Source organism: Nocardia sp. NPDC050412 (assembly GCF_044458825.1).
Lineage (GTDB): Bacteria > Actinomycetota > Actinomycetes > Mycobacteriales > Mycobacteriaceae > Nocardia.
Genome location: NZ_JBITIJ010000001.1, coordinates 280917 through 298331 on the forward strand (window position 1 = coordinate 280917; position 17415 = coordinate 298331).

Annotated in this window: 15 protein-coding genes; 6 read left to right on the forward strand and 9 right to left on the reverse strand. The window is 67.0% G+C overall.

The window, feature by feature from the left end; translation table 11 throughout:
• Window positions 1–288: 288 nt before the first annotated feature.
• Window positions 289–459, reverse strand: a complete 171-nt coding sequence (locus ACIBI6_RS01285) for a hypothetical protein (RefSeq protein ID WP_364351938.1) — start codon at window positions 457–459, stop codon at window positions 289–291.
• An 18-nt stretch (window positions 460–477) separates the two neighbouring features.
• Here ACIBI6_RS01285 and ACIBI6_RS01290 point away from each other — a divergent pair, with 18 nt between their 5' ends.
• Entirely contained in the window at window positions 478–1731 is a 1254-nt protein-coding gene (locus ACIBI6_RS01290; RefSeq protein ID WP_364351941.1) for a DUF4192 domain-containing protein, read from the forward strand.
• A gap of 96 nt (window positions 1732–1827) precedes the next feature.
• Here ACIBI6_RS01290 and galE read toward each other — a convergent pair whose 3' ends face one another.
• Complete coding sequence (gene galE, locus ACIBI6_RS01295; protein WP_396954970.1) at window positions 1828–2808, reverse strand: UDP-glucose 4-epimerase GalE; 981 nt, start codon at window positions 2806–2808, stop codon at window positions 1828–1830.
• 3 nt (window positions 2809–2811) lie between these two features.
• Complete coding sequence (locus ACIBI6_RS01300; RefSeq protein ID WP_364351947.1) at window positions 2812–3498, reverse strand: iron dependent repressor, metal binding and dimerization domain protein; 687 nt, start codon at window positions 3496–3498, stop codon at window positions 2812–2814.
• A gap of 198 nt (window positions 3499–3696) precedes the next feature.
• On the opposite strand from ACIBI6_RS01300, the gene ACIBI6_RS01305 reads away from it, so the two are divergent.
• Together ACIBI6_RS01305 and ACIBI6_RS01310 are read left to right on the forward strand one after the other, a co-directional pair.
• The gene (locus ACIBI6_RS01305; RefSeq protein WP_396954971.1) at window positions 3697–4974 is read left to right on the forward strand and encodes an acetoin utilization protein AcuC; all 1278 of its coding nucleotides are present in this window, start codon (window positions 3697–3699) and stop codon (window positions 4972–4974) included.
• Window positions 4967–7735, forward strand: a complete 2769-nt coding sequence (locus ACIBI6_RS01310; protein WP_396954972.1) for a GNAT family N-acetyltransferase — start codon at window positions 4967–4969, stop codon at window positions 7733–7735. The genes ACIBI6_RS01305 and ACIBI6_RS01310 overlap by 8 nt, the downstream gene beginning before the upstream one ends.
• Before the next feature lie 510 nt (window positions 7736–8245).
• Here the strand turns inward: ACIBI6_RS01310 and ACIBI6_RS01315 are convergent.
• Window positions 8246–9262: a LacI family DNA-binding transcriptional regulator gene (locus ACIBI6_RS01315; RefSeq protein WP_364351953.1), complete on the reverse strand. Its 1017-nt coding sequence runs from the start codon at window positions 9260–9262 to the stop codon at window positions 8246–8248.
• A 447-nt stretch (window positions 9263–9709) separates the two neighbouring features.
• On the opposite strand from ACIBI6_RS01315, the gene ACIBI6_RS01320 reads away from it, so the two are divergent.
• Window positions 9710–9904 carry a hypothetical protein gene (locus ACIBI6_RS01320; protein WP_396954973.1) on the forward strand — a complete coding sequence of 65 codons (195 nt, stop codon included), beginning with the start codon at window positions 9710–9712 and terminating at the stop codon, window positions 9902–9904.
• 168 nt (window positions 9905–10072) lie between these two features.
• Here the strand turns inward: ACIBI6_RS01320 and ACIBI6_RS01325 are convergent, their stop codons facing one another.
• The 3 genes from ACIBI6_RS01325 to ACIBI6_RS01335 all read right to left on the reverse strand — a co-directional run bounded on the left by ACIBI6_RS01325 (window position 10073) and on the right by ACIBI6_RS01335 (window position 13566).
• Window positions 10073–11041 carry a sigma-70 family RNA polymerase sigma factor gene (locus ACIBI6_RS01325; RefSeq protein WP_364351959.1) on the reverse strand — a complete coding sequence of 323 codons (969 nt, stop codon included), beginning with the start codon at window positions 11039–11041 and terminating at the stop codon, window positions 10073–10075.
• A 194-nt stretch (window positions 11042–11235) separates the two neighbouring features.
• Window positions 11236–12753: a methyltransferase gene (locus tag ACIBI6_RS01330; RefSeq protein ID WP_396954974.1), complete on the reverse strand. Its 1518-nt coding sequence runs from the start codon at window positions 12751–12753 to the stop codon at window positions 11236–11238.
• Window positions 12754–12825: 72 nt separating this feature from the next.
• Window positions 12826–13566 (reverse strand): VOC family protein, encoded by a 741-nt coding sequence (locus tag ACIBI6_RS01335; protein ID WP_364339833.1) that lies wholly within the window; start codon window positions 13564–13566, stop codon window positions 12826–12828.
• 277 nt (window positions 13567–13843) lie between these two features.
• On the opposite strand from ACIBI6_RS01335, the gene ACIBI6_RS01340 reads away from it, so the two are divergent.
• Window positions 13844–15121: an MFS transporter gene (locus tag ACIBI6_RS01340; protein WP_364339835.1), complete on the forward strand. Its 1278-nt coding sequence runs from the start codon at window positions 13844–13846 to the stop codon at window positions 15119–15121.
• Window positions 15122–15324: 203 nt separating this feature from the next.
• On the opposite strand, the gene ACIBI6_RS01345 is transcribed toward ACIBI6_RS01340, so the two are convergent.
• A complete protein-coding gene (locus tag ACIBI6_RS01345; RefSeq protein ID WP_364339837.1) occupies window positions 15325–15744 on the reverse strand; it encodes a DUF3099 domain-containing protein in 420 nt (139 codons plus the stop codon).
• 106 nt (window positions 15745–15850) lie between these two features.
• On the opposite strand from ACIBI6_RS01345, the gene ACIBI6_RS01350 reads away from it, so the two are divergent.
• Window positions 15851–16087, forward strand: coding sequence for a DUF3039 domain-containing protein (locus ACIBI6_RS01350; RefSeq protein WP_327100152.1), 237 nt, complete (start codon window positions 15851–15853; stop codon window positions 16085–16087).
• Here ACIBI6_RS01350 and ACIBI6_RS01355 read toward each other — a convergent pair.
• Window positions 16060–17259, reverse strand: a complete 1200-nt coding sequence (locus tag ACIBI6_RS01355) for a YihY/virulence factor BrkB family protein (RefSeq protein ID WP_364339840.1) — start codon at window positions 17257–17259, stop codon at window positions 16060–16062. The genes ACIBI6_RS01350 and ACIBI6_RS01355 overlap by 28 nt on opposite strands.
• Window positions 17260–17415: the final 156 nt, after the last annotated feature.

The following is a 17415-nucleotide window of genomic DNA, read 5'->3' on the forward strand; positions in this document are numbered from 1 at the left end:
CGGTAGCAGATGGCACCGACATGGTCCCCGCCGTTCTGGTCCCCGATTCCCGATTCGTCCACAATCCAAGTGTTTTCCACAGAGTAATTCGGTCCCGCGATATCCCCAGGTCAGCGTCCCGGGCTTCGCGGTGGGTAAGCGCACCCTCGATGCATGACGACTTCTACGAACGCCGCTCCCGCCCTCGGAGATCCAGGTGATGGTGCATCGCAGCGCACCGGTTTTTGCCCGAGCCCCGCCGTTCACCTCCGCAAATCCGCGCACCCGCCGCGTTTCGGCGACTCGGGTCTACGCGACGTCGCGCATCCGCGTGACGATGCGGATACAGGCCGCGGTGCGCGAATCGGCCAGCCATCGGAAAGTCCACAAGTCGACGAGCCGAATGACATCACGGATTCGAGTGACATTGCCTGTGCGTCGCGTTTCGCTGAACCAGCGGGCGATAGCGTTGGGGCGCATGCATATCGCACATGGCCCGTGGATGAGGTCTCGGCCCGATTCGATTCGATGTCCTTCTTCGACCCGGATGTCGACGACGAATCGCCGGAGTGCACACGTGGTTTCGGGAAAGAGTTGCGCCCGGGTATCTGTGCGGAACCGCCGCCGGAATTCGGGGATCGGATTCCGGGGGATTCGCTGCATGTCGACGATCCCGGTGAATTGATTGTGGCGGTGCCCGCCATGGTCGGATTCGTGCCGGAGCGGTCGCTGGTGGTGGCGGTGCTGCGCGGCGCCACCGATGCGGAGCAGAGTCCGATCATCGATGCGGTGGTGCGGTTCGATTTGGATCAGGAGGGTGGAAGTCGGCGCGGCCTCGCAGCGGCGTATGCCGAGTGTGTTTCGCATATCTGTGCCGCGGAGGGGGCGACGGAAGTACTCGCGGTAGTCGTCGATGACCGGGCGCGCGAACCGCGACGCACGCGCCGAAACGGTGTGGGGAGTACCGGGCCGTGGGGCACGCTCATCGCGGCGTTCGCGCGGCGACTGGCGCGGGCCGAGGTATACCTCGAGGGTGCCTGGGCGGTGCGCGCCATCGAGGCGGAGCAGCGGTGGTGGAGTCTGCTCGATGTGAATCACCGTGGGACGCTGCCGGATCCGGCGACATCGATGGTGACGGTGGCGCATGTGCTCGAAGGGCGACCGATCCGGGGCACCCGCTCGGAGCTGACCGATCTGGTCGCACCCGACGAGGAGCTGGCGCAACAGGTCGCGGTCCATCTCGACAGCGCCCGGGCACTCGCGCACGAGCGGTACGCGGCCGCCGTCCGGCGCGGTGATCCCGACGGATATCACCGGCGGGCGCTCGAACATATGCTGTGGCAGATCGCCAACATCGACTCCGGTGTGGCCCTCGCCGCCCAGGAGTACGCGGAACTGGCCGCGGCACTGCGCGATCGGACAGTGCGCGACTCACTGTTCGGGTTGGCGGTCGGAGCCCACGCGGCCCCAGCCGAAACCCTGTGGGTGGTACTGACACATGCGCTGTCGGGCAGCGACCGTGCCGACGCCGCAACACTTCTCGGCTACAGCGCCTATATCCGCGGTGACGGGCCGCTCGCAGGCATCGCGCTGCAAGCGGCTCTCGAAGCCGATCCCGCCCATTCCATGGCGAGTCTGCTCGAGATCTCCCTACGCACCGGGATGCGCCCGGATACGCTGCGCCGCCTTGCCTACTGCGGGCTCGGTATTGCCGCGGACCTCGGCATCGACCTGGGGCCGGTTGTCCGGTGAGCCCGTACTCGGGCGGTCAGAGGTGAGCCGGCGAGTCACATGGTGGTTGCGGCAAGTACAGCACCACCATGTGACCGCGCTCGATAGTGAGCTGGCTTACTTCGCGCTGTGTGCCAGCGGACCGAGGTTGCGCAGGAATTCCCAGGCATCGGAGACGATTTCGTCGAGGTCGTTGTGCTTGGGCTGCCAACCGAGATCGGTGATGGCGCGATCGCTGGACGCGATCAGCGTGGCCGGGTCGCCGGCACGGCGCGGTGCGTCCTCGGCGGCGATGGGCAGGCCGGTGACGCGCTCGCAGGCCGAAATCACCTCACGGACCGAAAAACCGGTGCCGCTGCCGAGATTGAAGATGCGATGGGTGCCGGATTCCGCGGAGCCGAGGGCCAGCAGGTGGGCGTCGGCGAGGTCGCGGATGTGGATGTAATCACGGACCGCGGTGCCGTCGGGGGTGGGCCAGTCGGTGCCGAAGACCGAGATCGCCTTGCGATGACCGAGGGCGACCTGCAGCACCAGGGGGATGAGATGGGTTTCCACCACCCGGTTTTCGCCGAGGCCGCCGTAGGCGCCCGCGACGTTGAAATAGCGCAGGCTGGTCGCGGCCAAGCCGTGTGCGATCGAGTAGGAGGTGATGGCGTGGTCGATGGCCAGCTTGGAGGCACCGTAGGGGTTGGTCGGCCGGGTCGGCGCATCCTCGGTGATCGGCACTTGTTCGGGTTCGCCGTATACGGCTGCGGTCGAGGAGAAGACCAGCCTCGGCGTTTCGGTACGCCGCATCGCCTCCAGCAGTTCGAGCGTCTTCACCACATTGCCGTGCCAGTACTTCTCCGGCTGCAGCACCGACTCACCGACCAGCGACTGCGCCGCGAAATGCAGGACACCGTCGAAGGATTCGGCCTCGAGCAGTGCGGGCGCGGCGACCGCGACATCACCCTCGACGAACCGCGCCTCGGTGGGCACACCCTCGGCATTGCCGGTCGACAGATCGTCGACCACCACGACCTCGTGCCCCGATTCGAGCAGAACCTGCGCGCAGACGCCACCGACATAGCCCGCGCCACCCGTGACCAGAAGTTTCACGCCTCAGACCAACTTCACCTGGACGGCGTGGGCCATTTCGTCCGAGAGCTCGAAACCCTCGTGGCCGGGCACGGTGATGACTACCGAACCGGGCTTGGTCTCGACCGTCACACGGGCGTCGGGCACCACACCCGCCTCCCGCAGCTGGCCGATGACCTCAGGATCGGTCTGGATGTGCTCGGCCAGGCGACGCACCACGACGGCATGCACCTGTCCGTGCGGCAGATCCGACAGCCGCACCAGGGTTTCGTCGGCGCCGCTCGACGGGATGATGCCCAGCTCGTCCAGCCCCGGAATCGGGTTGCCATAGGGGGAGGTCGTCGGGTGGTTGAGCACCTCGACCAGTCGCCGCTCGACATCCTCGCTCATGACGTGTTCCCAGCGGCACGCCTCGGCGTGCACGTTCTGCCAGTCGAGCCCGATGATGTCCACGAGCAGCCGCTCGGCGAGGCGATGCTTGCGCATGACCGCGACCGCCATGCTGCGGCCCTTGTCGGTCAGTTCGAGATGGCGATCACCGGCGACCAGCAGCAGACCATCGCGTTCCATCCGCGCGACGGTCTGGCTGACCGTCGGGCCACTCTGCTCGAGGCGCTCGGCGATGCGCGCACGCAGGGGCACCACGCCCTCTTCCTCGAGGTCGTAGATGGTACGGAGGTACATCTCCGTGGTGTCGACCAGATCCTTCACCTGTTACCCCTTCGTCGGCACGAATTCTACCCACGCACGTCGGCACCCCCGCGTGCCGCGTGGTTTCGCGCTACACCCGTGACTGCGCTGTGGGAATTCTGTCGGCGCACGGCCTGTCACCGTGTTCGCTCTTGCTTGTATTTCTACTGCATACGAACGTCCAACGGGGCCGTTACCTTCCCGCGTAGCGTTGCGAGCATGGCCACTGCACCGCACGGCGAACAGTCCGCGCCGCTCGACGAAGGTGATCTCGAGGCGCGATCCGGGACCGTCGTCTGGACCGACCGTTTCCTCGACTACGCGTGGACGCCGGAGCATCCCATGAAACCGGCGCGCCTGCAGTTCACCATGGCCTTGGCGGAAAGTCTCGGATTACTCGACGGTGTCGAGCGATTGGTGCCCGAGCGGGCCCAAGTGTCCGATTTGCTGCGCATCCACACCGCGGACTACATCGAAGCCGTCGAACACGCCACACCGCCCGCGGGTGCGCCGCTCGCACCTCCGTACGGCCTCGGCTCACCGGACAATCCGGTATTCCCGCGGATGCATCAGGCGGCCTCGGTGATCGTCGGCGGCACATTGACCGCCGCGCGCGAGATCGCCCACGGGCGGACCCGGCGCGCGGTGAGCATCGGCGGCGGCATGCACCACGCGATGCCGGATTCGGCGGCGGGATTCTGTATCTACAACGATGCGGCCGTGGCCATCTCCTGGCTGCTGGACAACGGATTCGACCGGATCGCCTACCTTGATGTCGACGTGCATCACGGCGACGGTGTGCAGCGCGCCTTTTACGGCGACCCCCGGGTACTGACGATCTCGATTCATCAGCATCCGGCCACCCTGTGGCCCAATACCGGTTGGCCGGAGGAGACCGGCCACGGTGCTGCCGAGGGCACCGCGATCAATCTGGCGGTCCTGCCGGGCACCCGAGATCCCCAGTGGCTGCGCGGCTTTCACGCGATCGTGCCCGGTGCGCTCGCGGCCTTCCGTCCGCAGATCGTGGTGAGCCAATGCGGTGTCGACACTCATCGCGAGGACCCGCTGGCCGATATGGAACTGACCGTCGACGGGCAACGCGCCGCCTTCATCGCCATGCGCGATCTGGCCGACGAATACGCCGAAGGCCGTTGGCTCGCCGTCGGTGGCGGTGGCTACGGCCTGGTGCGGGTGGTGCCGCGCGCCTGGACGCATCTGCTGGCGACTGCGCTGGACCGCACCATCGCACCGGAAACCGCGGTGCCGCAGGACTGGATCGATATGATCCGATCCGCGGCGCCGACCGTCGATCCGCCGCGCACCATGGGTGACGGTGGTAACACCGCCTACCACCCATGGGATGGTCCCGGCGGCACCGGGGAAACTGGGGACGCGCGCACCGACCGTGCGCAACGCGCAATCGATATGGCCGTATTGGCCACGCGCCGAGCCACCTTCGGGTTGCTCGGCCTGGATCCGGAGGACCCCCGTGACTGAGAACCCACCCGTCCCGGACTCCCCGAGCACGCCCGCGGTGCCGCCACCGCCGCCGCAGCACTGGTTCGCCGATGTACTGGCCTCCGACGGCGGCGTGGTGCGACTGTGCCCGATCACGCCCGATGATGCCGAGCGGCTGCAGGAATTCCACGCGGCGCTGTCGGATCGTTCCCGATATCTGCGCTACTTCGGTCCGTACCCGCGCATTTCGCCCAAGGATCTGTACCGCTCCACCCACGTCGACCACCACGACCGGGTCGGACTGCTGCTGGTCCTCGGTGAGGCGATCATCGCGGTCGGCCGCTATGAACTGCTGACCGACCGCATCGGACCACGCGCCGCCGAAGTCGCATTCGTGGTGGCAGACGAACACCAGGGACGCGGACTCGGATCGATTCTGCTCGAACATCTGGCGGGCGCGGCCGCGGAGAACAAGATCGAGACGTTCGTCGCGGAGGTGCTCGCGGAGAACACTGTGATGGTCACCGTATTCCGTGACGCGGGCTACCAGGTGGAGCGCGCCAGGGACGGTTCGGTGCTGCATCTGGAATTCGCCATCGATCCCACCGAAGCTCTGCTCTCGGTGCGGGATTCGCGTGAGCGCGCCTCGGAGGCGCGCAGTGTCGGCAATCTGCTCGCGCCGCGTTCGGTCGCGGTGATCGGCGCCACCATGGGCCCGGCCCGGGTCGGTGGAGTGATCCTGGCCAATTTGCTGTCCGGAATGTTCCAGGGGCCGGTTTTCCCGGTCAATCCGAATCGGCGATCGGTGCGCGGGGTACGGGCGTACCCGACGGTGCGCGATATTCCCGATGAGGTGGATCTCGCGGTGGTTGCCGTGCCACCCGAGGCGATCAGTTCGGTTCTGGACGACTGTATGGCCAAGGGCGTCAAGGGATTGGTGGTGCTCACCGCGGGCTTCGCGGAAACCGGCGAAGATGGTGTGGTCGCCGAACACGAGCTGGTAGCCGCGGTGCGCGGACACGGGATGCGGGTGGTCGGGCCGAGTGCGCTCGGCATCGCCAATACCGATGCCTCGGTTTCCTTGAACGCGACCCTGGCCTCGGTGCTGCCCGGGCGCGGGCGCATCGGATTCTTCTGTCAGTCCGGTCCATTGGGTGCGGCCATCCTCGGTGAAGCTGCCGCACGCAATCTGGGGTTGTCGACCTTCGTTTCGGCGGGCAATCGCGCCGATGTGTCCGGCAACGACCTGCTGCAGTACTGGGACACCGACTCCGCCACCGATGTGATCCTGCTGTATCTGGAGAGCTTCGGTAATCCGCGCAAATTCTCCCGGATCGCGCGTCGGGTCGCGCGGAGTAAACCGATCGTCGCGGTGAGCAGTGGACGTTTGGCAGCGCGGTCCCAGCCGACCGGGGATATGGATCGATCCATCGTGCGCGACCTGTTCGTGCAGTCGGGAATCGTTCAGGTCGACTCTATTTCGGAACTGTTCGACTGTGCGGCGCTGCTGGGTTATCAGCCGCTGCCCGCGGGTCCGCGGGTCGCTGTGATCGGCAATAGCGCGGCGTTGAACTGGTTGGCCGTCGATGCCGCGCGCGGTGAGGGGCTCGAGGTTCGACGTCCCGCCACGGTGCCGTACGACGGCGTTCGACGCCCGCGCCCGACCGAGCGTGTGGTGGACGAGCAGTCGATCGGCGATCCAGTGAGCCTGGGACCGGACGCGACGCCGGGTGCCTACTTGGATGCGGTGGTCGCCGCGTTGCGCTCGGACGAGATCGATTCGGTGATCGTGGTTTTCGCGCCGCCGGTGCCGCTGCGGATGGCCGGATTCGCCGATGCCATTCGCGAGGCCGCGGCGGCCGTACCCGATGCGGCGAAACCTATTCTCACCACTTTCGTCGCCGAGCAGGGGATTCCGAACCTGCTGGCCATGCGTGGTCCGGCCGGTACAGCGGTGCGCGGCTCGATACCGTCCTATCCGGATCCAGAGCGCGCCGCACGGGCGCTGGCCAGGGCACATCGGTACGCGCAGTGGCGCACGAAACCGGTGTCGACGGTAGTGCGTCCGGCCGGTATCGACGCGGAACGGGCCAAGCGGCTGGTCGCGGGCTGGATGGCCGAATCCGACGGGCGTTGGCTCACCGACCTGGAAGCCGTCGATCTATTGGACTGCTACGGGATTCACGTCGTCGAATTCCGCGAGGTCCGCAGCGCCGACGAGGCGGTGGCGGCGGCCGAGGAACTCGGCTATCCGGTCGCGGCCAAGGCGACCGGCGAAATGTGGCGGCGCCGACCGGATCTCAGCGGGGTTCGTTTGGACCTGTGGCGCCCGGAGGCCGTTCGCCAAGCCTATGCGCATCTGGTGGAACTGTGCGGTGATCCGGCCGTGCACATCCAGAAGATGGCCTCCCCCGGTGTTGGCTGTGTGCTGCGGGTGCAGGACGACCCGTCCTTCGGTTCGGTCATCGAATTCGGCCTCTCCGGCATGATCATCGAACTCCTCGGCGACCGCGCCTACCGCGCCCTCCCACTCACGGCCGACGAAGCGAGCGCCCTCATCGACGCCCCTCGCGCCGCCCCTCTCCTCTCCGGCACCCCCGCCAGCCCCCGCGTCGACAAACCCGCCCTTGTCGAACTCGTCCAACGCGTCTCGGCCCTCTTCGACGACCTCCCCGAAATGCGAGAACTGTCCTTCGACCCCGTCCTCGCCTCCGCCAACGCCGCCGCGATCCTCTACGCCCGAGCCCGCTTCGGCCGCCAACCCAGCCGCTTCGACTCCGGCCCCCGCCGCCTCGGCTGAGCCCCGCTGCCCCGGACCGTGCGAGCCCGCCGCCACCCAATTCGCCGATCTGCTGTTCTCGCACGCATCGAAATCCCACGTCAGCGGTGCGAATCGCCGCCGGGCGTTGGCCGGTTCGATCGGGGCGCGCAGTGCACCCGCACCCGCGGCGGCGCCGGGGAGTATCGGGCGCTCGTCGACCACCGCGGAGTTGCGCGGGCTGCTGGTGCTGTCCGGTCAACGCGGCGGCGGCCTGCTGCACTCGCGAGCGTAGGGGTCTCGCGTTGGCTGGTGCGAAGCGCCGTCGGGTAGCGCATATACCGATTCGCTCGGTGGTTAGCGGTGCAGAGGACCGTGGCTGCGGCCGAGGAATCTGTGGGGTTGCGGTTGCGGTCGGATCGGTCAGCGCGGAGGCCCGGAGCAGGTAGTTCGCATCGCCGCTGCGTAGCGCACGGACCCAGTTCGATCGGTGGTGAGTATGCAGGGACTGTGGCCTGTGCGCGGGAGCACGCGTAGTAACCGCGGGATACATCAGCGGTGCGGTGGGGCGGTGGAGCTGCGTACGACGAGGGACGGGGGGAGGAGAACGGAGCGGTGGGTTCGGGTGGGTTCGGCGATGGATTCCAGGAGCATGCGCGCGCCTTCGCGGCCGATGTCGCGGTGCGGGATGGCGATGGTGGTCAGCGGGGGACTGAGCTTGTCGAGATAGGGCATGCCGTTGAAGCCGGTCACGCTGATGTCGGTGGGGCAGCTGATGTTTCGTTCGGCGAAGACGTCGTAGCAGCCGAGGGCGATGAGGTCGTTTCCGGCGACAATCGCGGTGAAATCGTCGGCGGAGTTCAGTGCGGTGTGCAGCGCTCGGGCTCCGGCGTCTTCGGTCCACCTGTCGCACACCATGATTCGATCGGAGTCGTCAAGACCGTGTTCGTGAGCGGCGGTCCGGAAGGCACGCAGACGCTCGACACCGGTGGAGGTGGTTTGTGGGCCTGCGAGGTGCAGGATCCGGCGGTGGCCCAGTTCGACGAGATGCTTGACGGCGAGCCCGATGCCAGCCGCGTCATCGGCGGCGACAGATCCGACAGCGAGACCCTGGGTGCGGCAATTGACCAGCACCATCGGCACGCGCTGCTCATGCAACTGCTGCAGCAGTGGATGTTCCAGCAGTGCGGTGGCGATTATCAAACCCTCGGCCTGGCGCGAGCGCAGCGAGGTGATCTGCGCCTGCTCGCGATCGGGCCGGTGGTCGGTGTCGACGATGAGGCTGCTGTACCCGGCGGCGGCCAGTACATCCTCGATGCCGCGCACGATCGACGGAAACAACGGGTTGGTGAGATCGGGGATGACCAGCCCGATCGTCCCTGACTTTCCGGTCTTCAAACCCCTGGCAATCGGATTCGGCCGATAACCGAGCGTTTCCGCCGCCCGCAACACCCGCCGCGCGGTCTCCGGATTCACCAAGGCGCGGGCATTGGGATTCAAAGCGCGCGACGCCGTTGCCGTGTGCACACCAGCCGCGTTGGCCACATCCCGGAGCGTGGGTCCCTGCATCGCAGAAATACTAAGCGGCCGCCGCACCACCCCACCTCCCGTCATCCCTACTCCAAGCGCCGGATTCAGATCCTGGAGCAGCCTGCCCGCCATGGCGCGCAGATATCAGCCGCGCGGCAGGTACCCCTCTGCTGTCCTCCGATAACGACTACAGCCGCCATCTGGCGTGGTTCGGGCGTTCAGCTGAGTCGAATTGTTTACGCCGGCGGCGGGTGATCAGTGGCGACGGGTATCGGATATCGGCGCAAGCGCGATAGACGGCAGCGTGCGGTGGACAGGCGGCGGCGCGCGATAACGATGGGCCGCGGCGCCCGATGGGCCGCGGCGCCCGATAGGCGGTGCGCCCGATAGGCGGTGCGCCCGATAGGCGGTGCGCCCGATAGGCGGTGCGCCCGATAGGCGGTGCGCCCGATAGGCGGCAGGCGGGATGGATGGCAGGCGGGATGGATGGCAGGCGGGATGGGCGGCAACTCGATGTGCCTGCCGCTCGCGCCGGCCACCGCACGACCTGTCCAGGCCAGCGTCGGAATCGGCCGAGTGCAGGAGGATTTGGCGATTCGGTTCGATCTGCAGGCCGAGAACTCCGCACTCGCACTGAAACCGGAGAACGTCACGGTCAACGACGGACTCGGCGGGGATTGAATGAGGTTCGCCGACCGGCTCGCGCGAACCCGGAGGGGGCGGGACGCGCGGTCACCGGCCGGCGTTCGAGGTGACCGCCCGGGTCACCAAGCCGGACGCCGGAGCGGCCTCGGAGGGGTCCGGCGTCATGGGCACGTGCCGGGATCACCGGCACGGGTTATTGCGAAATCAGCTGGCGTAGGCGCGCAGGCGGTCGGCCCGCTCACCCTTGCGCAGCTTCGACATGACCTCACGCTCTATCTGACGAACACGCTCGCGGGAGAGTCCGAAGAGCTTGCCGATCTGATCGAGGGTGCGCGGCTGGCCGTCATCCAGGCCGAAGCGCAGCCGGATGACCTGCTGCTCGCGCTCGTCCAGGGTGGCGAGCACGCTGCGCACATCGTGGTGCAGGAGCCCGGCGATCACGGCGGATTCGGCCGAGGTGGCCTCGGAGTCCTCGATGAAATCGCCCAGCGGTGCCTCTTCGTCATTGCCGACCGGCATATCCAGGCTTACCGGGTCGCGGCTGTGGTCGAGCAGATCGGAGATCTTGTCGACCGGAATGCCGGACTCCTTGGCGAGTTCGGCATCGGTGGCCTCGCGACCGAGCTGCTGATGCAGTTCGCGCTTGATCCTGGCCAGCTTGTTGACCTGCTCGACCAGATGCACGGGCAGGCGGATGGTGCGGCTCTGATCGGCCATACCGCGCGTGATGGCCTGCCGAATCCACCAGGTGGCATAGGTGGAGAACTTGAATCCCTTGGAGTAGTCGAACTTCTCCATTGCCCTGATCAGGCCGAGGTTGCCCTCCTGGATCAGGTCCAGCAGCGGCATACCGCGGCCGGTGTAGCGCTTGGCGAGGGAGACCACGAGCCGGAGGTTGGCTTCGAGTAGATGCGAGCGTGCCGACTGGCCTTCGCGAACGATGATGGCCAGATCGCGCTTGCGGGTGGCCGACAATCGCTTGCCGGTCTCCAGCAGATGCTGCGCATAGAGGCCCGCCTCGATGCGCTTGGCCAGCTCGACCTCATCGGCTGCCGTGAGCAGTGCGGTACGGCCGATCCCGTTCAGGTACACACGTACCAGGTCGGCTGCAGGGCTCTGGGCGTCGAGGTCCGAATCGCTGGTGCGCACACGAGTGGTGGCGGGGCTTGTCATGACTTGCCTCCTGTCGGTGGTGTCTCACTCCGAACAACGGACCCGACAAGTAGAAAGTTCCCCGCTATAGCTCCGATAAACCGCTCTGAACTGCGGTTTCCATCACTTGCGTCTGAGAAGTTCCTGAGAACCCCACCCTGTCGGAACCACCCGTGCGCGAAGCGTCCGGCGGGACGGGAATGGTTGCCGCTTCGTTACACGGGCCGCACCAAACCGTGGCGAACCAACCCGGCCACCACGGATAATGCGTCCGCCGTGAACTCCTCGGTGACTTCGCCCGATCCGTGGGCGAGCGCGAGCAGTTCTATCAGCTGTTGTAACGGCAAACCGTCGGCGCGCATTCCCGCGACGAGTGCGATGGTGGACTCGTCCACCTCGTGCTGCCAGCGCGGACCGTCGCCGCGGTGCAGCCGTGCGACCTGCTGCTCCCAACCGAATTCGCCGTGCAGATAGACCCGTTCCAGTGCGGTCGCGGGATCGACCACGAAACGTGTTGACCAGGCGAGGTTTTCCTCGGCGGCGGCACGGCGCAACCAGGCCGAGCGCTCGAAATACGCAGTGGCTTCGGCGCCGAGCGGATCGTCGAAGCCGTGCGTCAGATCCTCGGCAAGCAGTTCGGTCGGACCATCGATGGCATGCAGATAGACGAAGCCGATGCCGATGCCCTCGACATCCGCGGCGGTGAAGGCGTCCAGCCACTGTTCGGCGCGGGCCTGTGCGGCCGGGTCGCGCGGATCCAAACCCGCGTCGCGTAGCCATGTTCCGACATAGAGGGCCGGATCGGCGATATCGCGTTGGACCACCCAGGCATCGACGCCGTGCGGCGGCAGCCAGGACGAGACGCGCTGGCGCCAGTCCTCGCCGTCCACATGCACCCACGCGGCCAGCATCGCGGCGGTGCCACCGGGGGCGAGCACACTAGGAACCTGCGAGATCACCAATTCGCTTGCGCCGTCGAGTGCTAGGCCGGAGTCGCGGTAGGTGTGCTCTATGCGTGCCGGCCCGACGACGAACGGCGGATTGGCCACCACCTGGTCGAAGCGCCGACCGGCCACCGGCTCGAACCAGGAACCAGGTAGAAGTTCGATATCGAGTCCGTTGAGTGCGGCCGTCGCCTCGGCCAACCACAGGGCGCGCGGGTTCACGTCGGTCGCGGTCACCCGGTCCGCATACGCGGCGGCATGGACGGCCTGAACGCCGCAGCCGGTGCCCAGGTCCAGGACCGAACCGACGCGGCGGGTAGGAGTGGCGCGCAGCAGCGAGAGGGAGGCGTGGCCGACGCCGAGCACATGATCCTCGGTCAGGGTGCGCCGCAACATCGAGTCGTCGAGGTCGGACAGAATCCAGCGAGTGCCTTCGCCCGTATCGAGCGGACGCAGGTCGAGGGCCGCGCGCACATCATCGCCGTCGCACGCGAGCAGGCCAGCGGCCACCGCGCGGTCGATACCCACCGGTGCCAGAGCGGCCGCGACCTCGCGTTCGGGCAGTGCGTCACCGAGCAGCAACAGGCGGATCAGTGTGCCGAGCGTGCCAGCCTGGCGAGCGGCCCGTCGCACCGGTACCGGTTCGGAGCGGCCCAGTGCGGCGTGCACGTCCTGGCCGAGCACTTCCAGCAGGGTGTCGGCGGTGTAACCGACGCGGGTCAGCGCAGCCCGCAGATCTGGACACAGCGCGGTGAGCAGCGATCCGGTGGTCGTCTGGTTGGTAGGCACACCGGTACTCTGCCACCGCGACACGCCAGCAACCGAAACGTGCTCGTCGTGTCACATGGACAGCGCGCGACCTCAGACGCCGTTCGGATCGCGGCCGGTAATGCAATAGGGCGCGTCGGCCGGATCGGACATGACGATCCAGTGCTCGTGCCGCTCGACCAGCGTCGCGCCGAGGGACTCGTGCCACGCTGCGGTGGCGTCGATATCCGCGGAGGCAAGGTCGATGTGTGCGCTGGCGGGCCGGTCCTCGCCGAGGCGCTGCAGCAGAAGCTGGATGGGCATCGGCTCCTTCGCGCGTAGCCGGGTGAATTCGGGCAGGCGGCCCTGCGTCAGGTCCCAGTTGGTGAGGGTGGTCCAGAACCGGGTTTCGGCGGCGTAGTCGGTCGGGCCGATATCGAGGCAGACCTGATCGAGGCGAGTGAGCGGGCCGTCCGGAGCACGCACGGCCGGAGCGGGGGTGCCCTTCGCGCGGCCGCTGGGAGTGAAGCAGAAGATCTGACCGCCCGGCGAGCGCAGCACGGCGTAGCTCTTGTGGTTGGCGACCAGTTCCGCGTCGAGATCGAGTGCGATGCGGACCGCGGCGGTGACATCCTCGACGTCGAGATCCAGGTGTACCCGGCCGAGTCCGGTCACCGCCTGCATCTTGACCCCCGCATCGGCGAAGAGTGCGGGATCCGGTAGGAGCGTTAGGAATTCGTCGTTCTCACCGCGTCGCGGCGAGAGTTGGGTGTCGGTGATCGTCGACCAGAATGTCGCGCATTCGTCGAAACGTTGCGTCGGGCGGTCGAGGAAGGCCCAGACCCACCGAATCATGCTTTCTCCTGTTTCCTGGCGGGAGTTCCCGCGCCGCCACCAGCGTGCAGTTGTCGCATCTTCCGGCGATTCGGAGCCGCCCGCGCCGTGTTGACGCGGATGTGTCGCACATCACTGATGCTGAGAGAGTTCCCGTCTCTTACCCCCGCCACAGAGTAAGTGTTCGCCCGCGATGCTGTCGAGCCGGTTTCGGATGGGGCCGAAACTGGCACGATCTTGGCGGTTTATGGCATTCCGGCCACTCGTTCGATGAGCGAAATTCCGGCACGCTCAGCGGGTGACTGAACTGCAGACGCCTCCGGTACCTGTCGATTCCGTGCCGAGGCGGCTGCATCCCGCCTGGATCGTCGCCGGTGTGGGATTCATCGCGCTGTTGGGCGCGGCGGCGTTCCGGTCGGTGCCGGGCGTGCTGCTGGATCCGCTGCACGAGGAGTTCGGCTGGTCGCACGGCACCATCGGGGCCGCGGTCTCGCTGAATCTGCTGTTGTACGGGCTGATTTCGCCGTTCGCCGCGGCACTGATGGACCGATTCGGTATCCGCCGGGTGGTGGCGTGCGCCCTGGTACTCGTCGCGGCGGGTAGCGGGCTCACCGTATTCATGACCCAGCCTTGGCATTTGGTGGCGACCTGGGGCCTGTTGGTCGGGGTCGGGGTCGGATCGATGTCCATGCCGTTCGTGGCGACGATCACCGGCCGTTGGTTCGTGCGCCAGCGCGGACTGGTGACCGGCGTACTCACCGCGGCGGGTGCGACCGGGCAGTTGATCTTCCTGCCGCTGGTATCCGCGGTGGCACATGCGCACGGTTGGCGGGTGCCCTCGCTGATCGTCGCGGGAGTCGCGCTCGCCGTGGTGCCGCTGGTCCTGCTGTTCATCCGTGACTTCCCCAGTGATGCAGGCGTTTCGGCGTATGGTGCCGAACCCGGCAGCACCGTGGGACTGCGCGTGCAGGCGACCGACGGTGCGACCCGCGCGCTGACGGTCCTGGCCACGATCGCACGCAGTCCCGGATTCTGGCTGCTCGCGGGCGGATTCGCGATCTGCGGCGCATCGACCAACGGCCTGGTCGGCACCCACTTCGTCAGCGCCGCACACGATCACGGCATGCCACCCACGACCGCCGCGGGTCTGCTGGCACTGGTCGGCATCTTCGATGTGGCGGGCACCATCTTCTCCGGCTGGCTCACCGACCGCGCCGATCCCCGCTACCTGCTGGTCGGCTACTACACACTGCGCGGGCTGTCGCTGCTGATCCTGCCGTCGCTGTTCGCGCCGGACACCCAGCCGAGCATGTGGGTATTCATCGTCTTCTACGGCCTGGACTGGATCGCCACCGTCCCGCCGACGGTCATGCTCTGCCGTGAACTCTTCGGCGCGGACGGCCCCGTCGCCTTCGGCTGGGTCTTCGCCTCACATCAGATCGGCTCCGCCGTAGCTGCCACCGGCGCCGGCATCATCCGCGACGTCCACGGCTCCTACAACCTCGCCTGGTACATCGCCGGCGCCCTCTGCGCCGCCGCAGCCCTCATGTCCGCAGGCATCCGCCGCCACCCCTGAACGCCGCCACCCCTGAACTCAGCCCTGAGAATGCGCTGACGTCTGCATACACCAGCGCATGATGATTGATCGCTCGTCCAGCTGAGTATCGGCGGGTCGGTGCCCGTGTGGTGGCATTTCTCGTGCTTGTGTCCCTTGCCAGGCCTTCGGCTCGTGGCTCGCCTTCCCCCATCGGCCGCCGGAACCTCGCCCCGAGACCGCCCTCAGGAATCGATGGCCCGGTGCGGCCGCGATTCGATCGCAGTACGCGGCCGGTCCCACCGACTCGGTTCGTCCTTGCGGCGCGGCGGCCGGTCATTCGCGATCAGGACCGCGATCCAAGGCAACGGAATCGAGGCGGCGATGATCAGGATCGACAGCAGCGCATTGCTGAAGGCGCTGTAGGCGATCGCTGCCAAGATCAGGCAGGGAATGCGGAACGCCATGATGATGGTGTAGCGGCGGACCCTGGTTCGGTGCTGATCCTCGAGTGACGGCGCGGCCTCGGTGATCAGCACAGGGTGCTTCTCGTCATTGCCGGGGAAGTAGCCGCTGGACTTGTGAGGTGGCGTCGGCTTTGTCACGTCCGGGCGATCACCGCTGCCGATGTCGTCGGCGTCGGGGGTGTCGCCGTACTGCTGCATACCCTGAGTCTTCCACTGTCGATGGCACACCGCACATGGCCTGGTCAGCTGGATGAACACCGACCGTCATCAGCCGAGCCCGCGAGTATGCGGCATCATGGAATCCGTGAGTACCGACACTCTGGTTCGCCCGGATACGACCACCGACGAGACGACGGGCGACGACACCCCGAAGTTCTTCCACTACGTGAAGAAGGACAAGATCGCCGAGAGCGCCGTCATGGGCACCCATGTGGTTGCCCTCTGCGGTGAGGTCTTCCCGGTCACGCGCTCGGCGAAGCCCGGCTCGCCGGTCTGCCCGGAGTGCAAGAAGGTCTACGACGGCTTGCGCAAGGGCGACTGAGCCGACGCCGGTGATGGATCGCCGGGCGCGCTGAGTCGTGCCCGGTCGGCATCGGCGCCGTTGTCGTCTGTCCGCTCGATCGGCCCCTGAGCCTCCGGTGGGTTCGGGGGCTTCGCTGTGCCCGGATCATCCTGGTCGGTGTCGGTGTCGTCCCCGCCCAACTGATTGGACAACCATTCCTTCACCTGGTCGATGCGGGTGCTGCGGGCGGGCCAGAATTCTTGCACCGCAGCATTGAATTCGGCGCCGAGGATGACCGCGAAGCCGAGGAAGAACGTGAACAGCAGGAACGCGATCGGCGTCGCGAGCGCGCCGTAGCTGACGCCGGTCCTGGTGACCCAGGCCAGATAGCGGCGCAGCCCCTCGCTGGCGGCCATGAAGAACACGCCCGCGACCAGCGCCCCGCCGAACAAGCGATGCCACGGCAGCGATTTGTGTAGCGCCAGCTTGTACAGCGTGGTGAGCCCGATGATCAGCAATAGGCCGACGCCCGGGTAGTAGAACGAGTCGATCAACCGCAGCCCGGGTTCGCGCCACGAATCCGGCAGCACCCGACCGATCAAAGTCGGCCCCAGCGCGATCAGCGGCAGTAGGAACACCGCGACCACCAGGAACAGCACATACAGCAGCAAGGCGAACAGGCGCTGCCACACCGGATGCCGGGCATCCTGCTGCCCGTGCGCCTCGACGATCGAATCCACGAAGGTCGACATAGCCGAGGATCCGGCCCACAGCGACATGACGAAACCCACCGAGACGAAGGCGGCGCGTCCACGACTGAGCACATCGCTGACGGTCGGTTCGATCAGGTCGCTCACCACACTGGTGCTGAACAGATCCCGGCTGAACGCGATGATCTTCTGCTGGACGATCTGCACGGTGTCGGGTCCGAACCATTCACCGACGTAACCGAGGCTGCCCAGGACCCCGAGCAGCAGCGGTGCCAGCGACATCGTCTGCCAGAACGCCGCGGCCGCGGATTTGGCGAAAATCGAATCGTTCCACGACTTCACCGCCACCCGCACGAGGAGTTTGCCACCCTGTCGCGCAACCCGCGTTGCGACGTCGCGGACATAGGTCGCCGCGGTGGGTTCCGTGCCGCCTCCGCCGCTGTGGATCGGCTGGTCGCCGGTCCCCTGGGTGTTGCGCGGTAGCGCACTTTCGTCGGTCATGATGCTTAACAGCATCGCGCATCCGGGCATATTGTTCCGGTTTGCCATGGCATCGAGTCGATGGGAACCAGGTGAACACAGCGTGGCGCACGGTTCGGCGTGTGATGCCCGTCGCCCACACCGCGTCGGTTTGGCGACACGCCATGGGGGGCAGCT

Bases quoted from the DNA above. Each gene is read 5' to 3' on its own strand.
- ACIBI6_RS01285 (WP_364351938.1), bottom strand. From the start codon at position 459: ATGCGCCCCAACGCTATCGCCCGCTGGTTCAGCGAAACGCGACGCACA.
- ACIBI6_RS01305 (WP_396954971.1), top strand. From the start codon at position 3,697: ATGGCCACTGCACCGCACGGCGAACAGTCCGCGCCGCTCGACGAAGGT.
- ACIBI6_RS01315 (WP_364351953.1), bottom strand. From the start codon at position 9,262: ATGCAGGGACCCACGCTCCGGGATGTGGCCAACGCGGCTGGTGTGCAC.
- ACIBI6_RS01320 (WP_396954973.1), top strand. From the start codon at position 9,710: ATGGCAGGCGGGATGGGCGGCAACTCGATGTGCCTGCCGCTCGCGCCG.
- ACIBI6_RS01325 (WP_364351959.1), bottom strand. From the start codon at position 11,041: ATGACAAGCCCCGCCACCACTCGTGTGCGCACCAGCGATTCGGACCTC.
- ACIBI6_RS01335 (WP_364339833.1), bottom strand. From the start codon at position 13,566: ATGATTCGGTGGGTCTGGGCCTTCCTCGACCGCCCGACGCAACGTTTC.
- ACIBI6_RS01345 (WP_364339837.1), bottom strand. From the start codon at position 15,744: ATGCAGCAGTACGGCGACACCCCCGACGCCGACGACATCGGCAGCGGT.
- ACIBI6_RS01355 (WP_364339840.1), bottom strand. From the start codon at position 17,259: ATGACCGACGAAAGTGCGCTACCGCGCAACACCCAGGGGACCGGCGAC.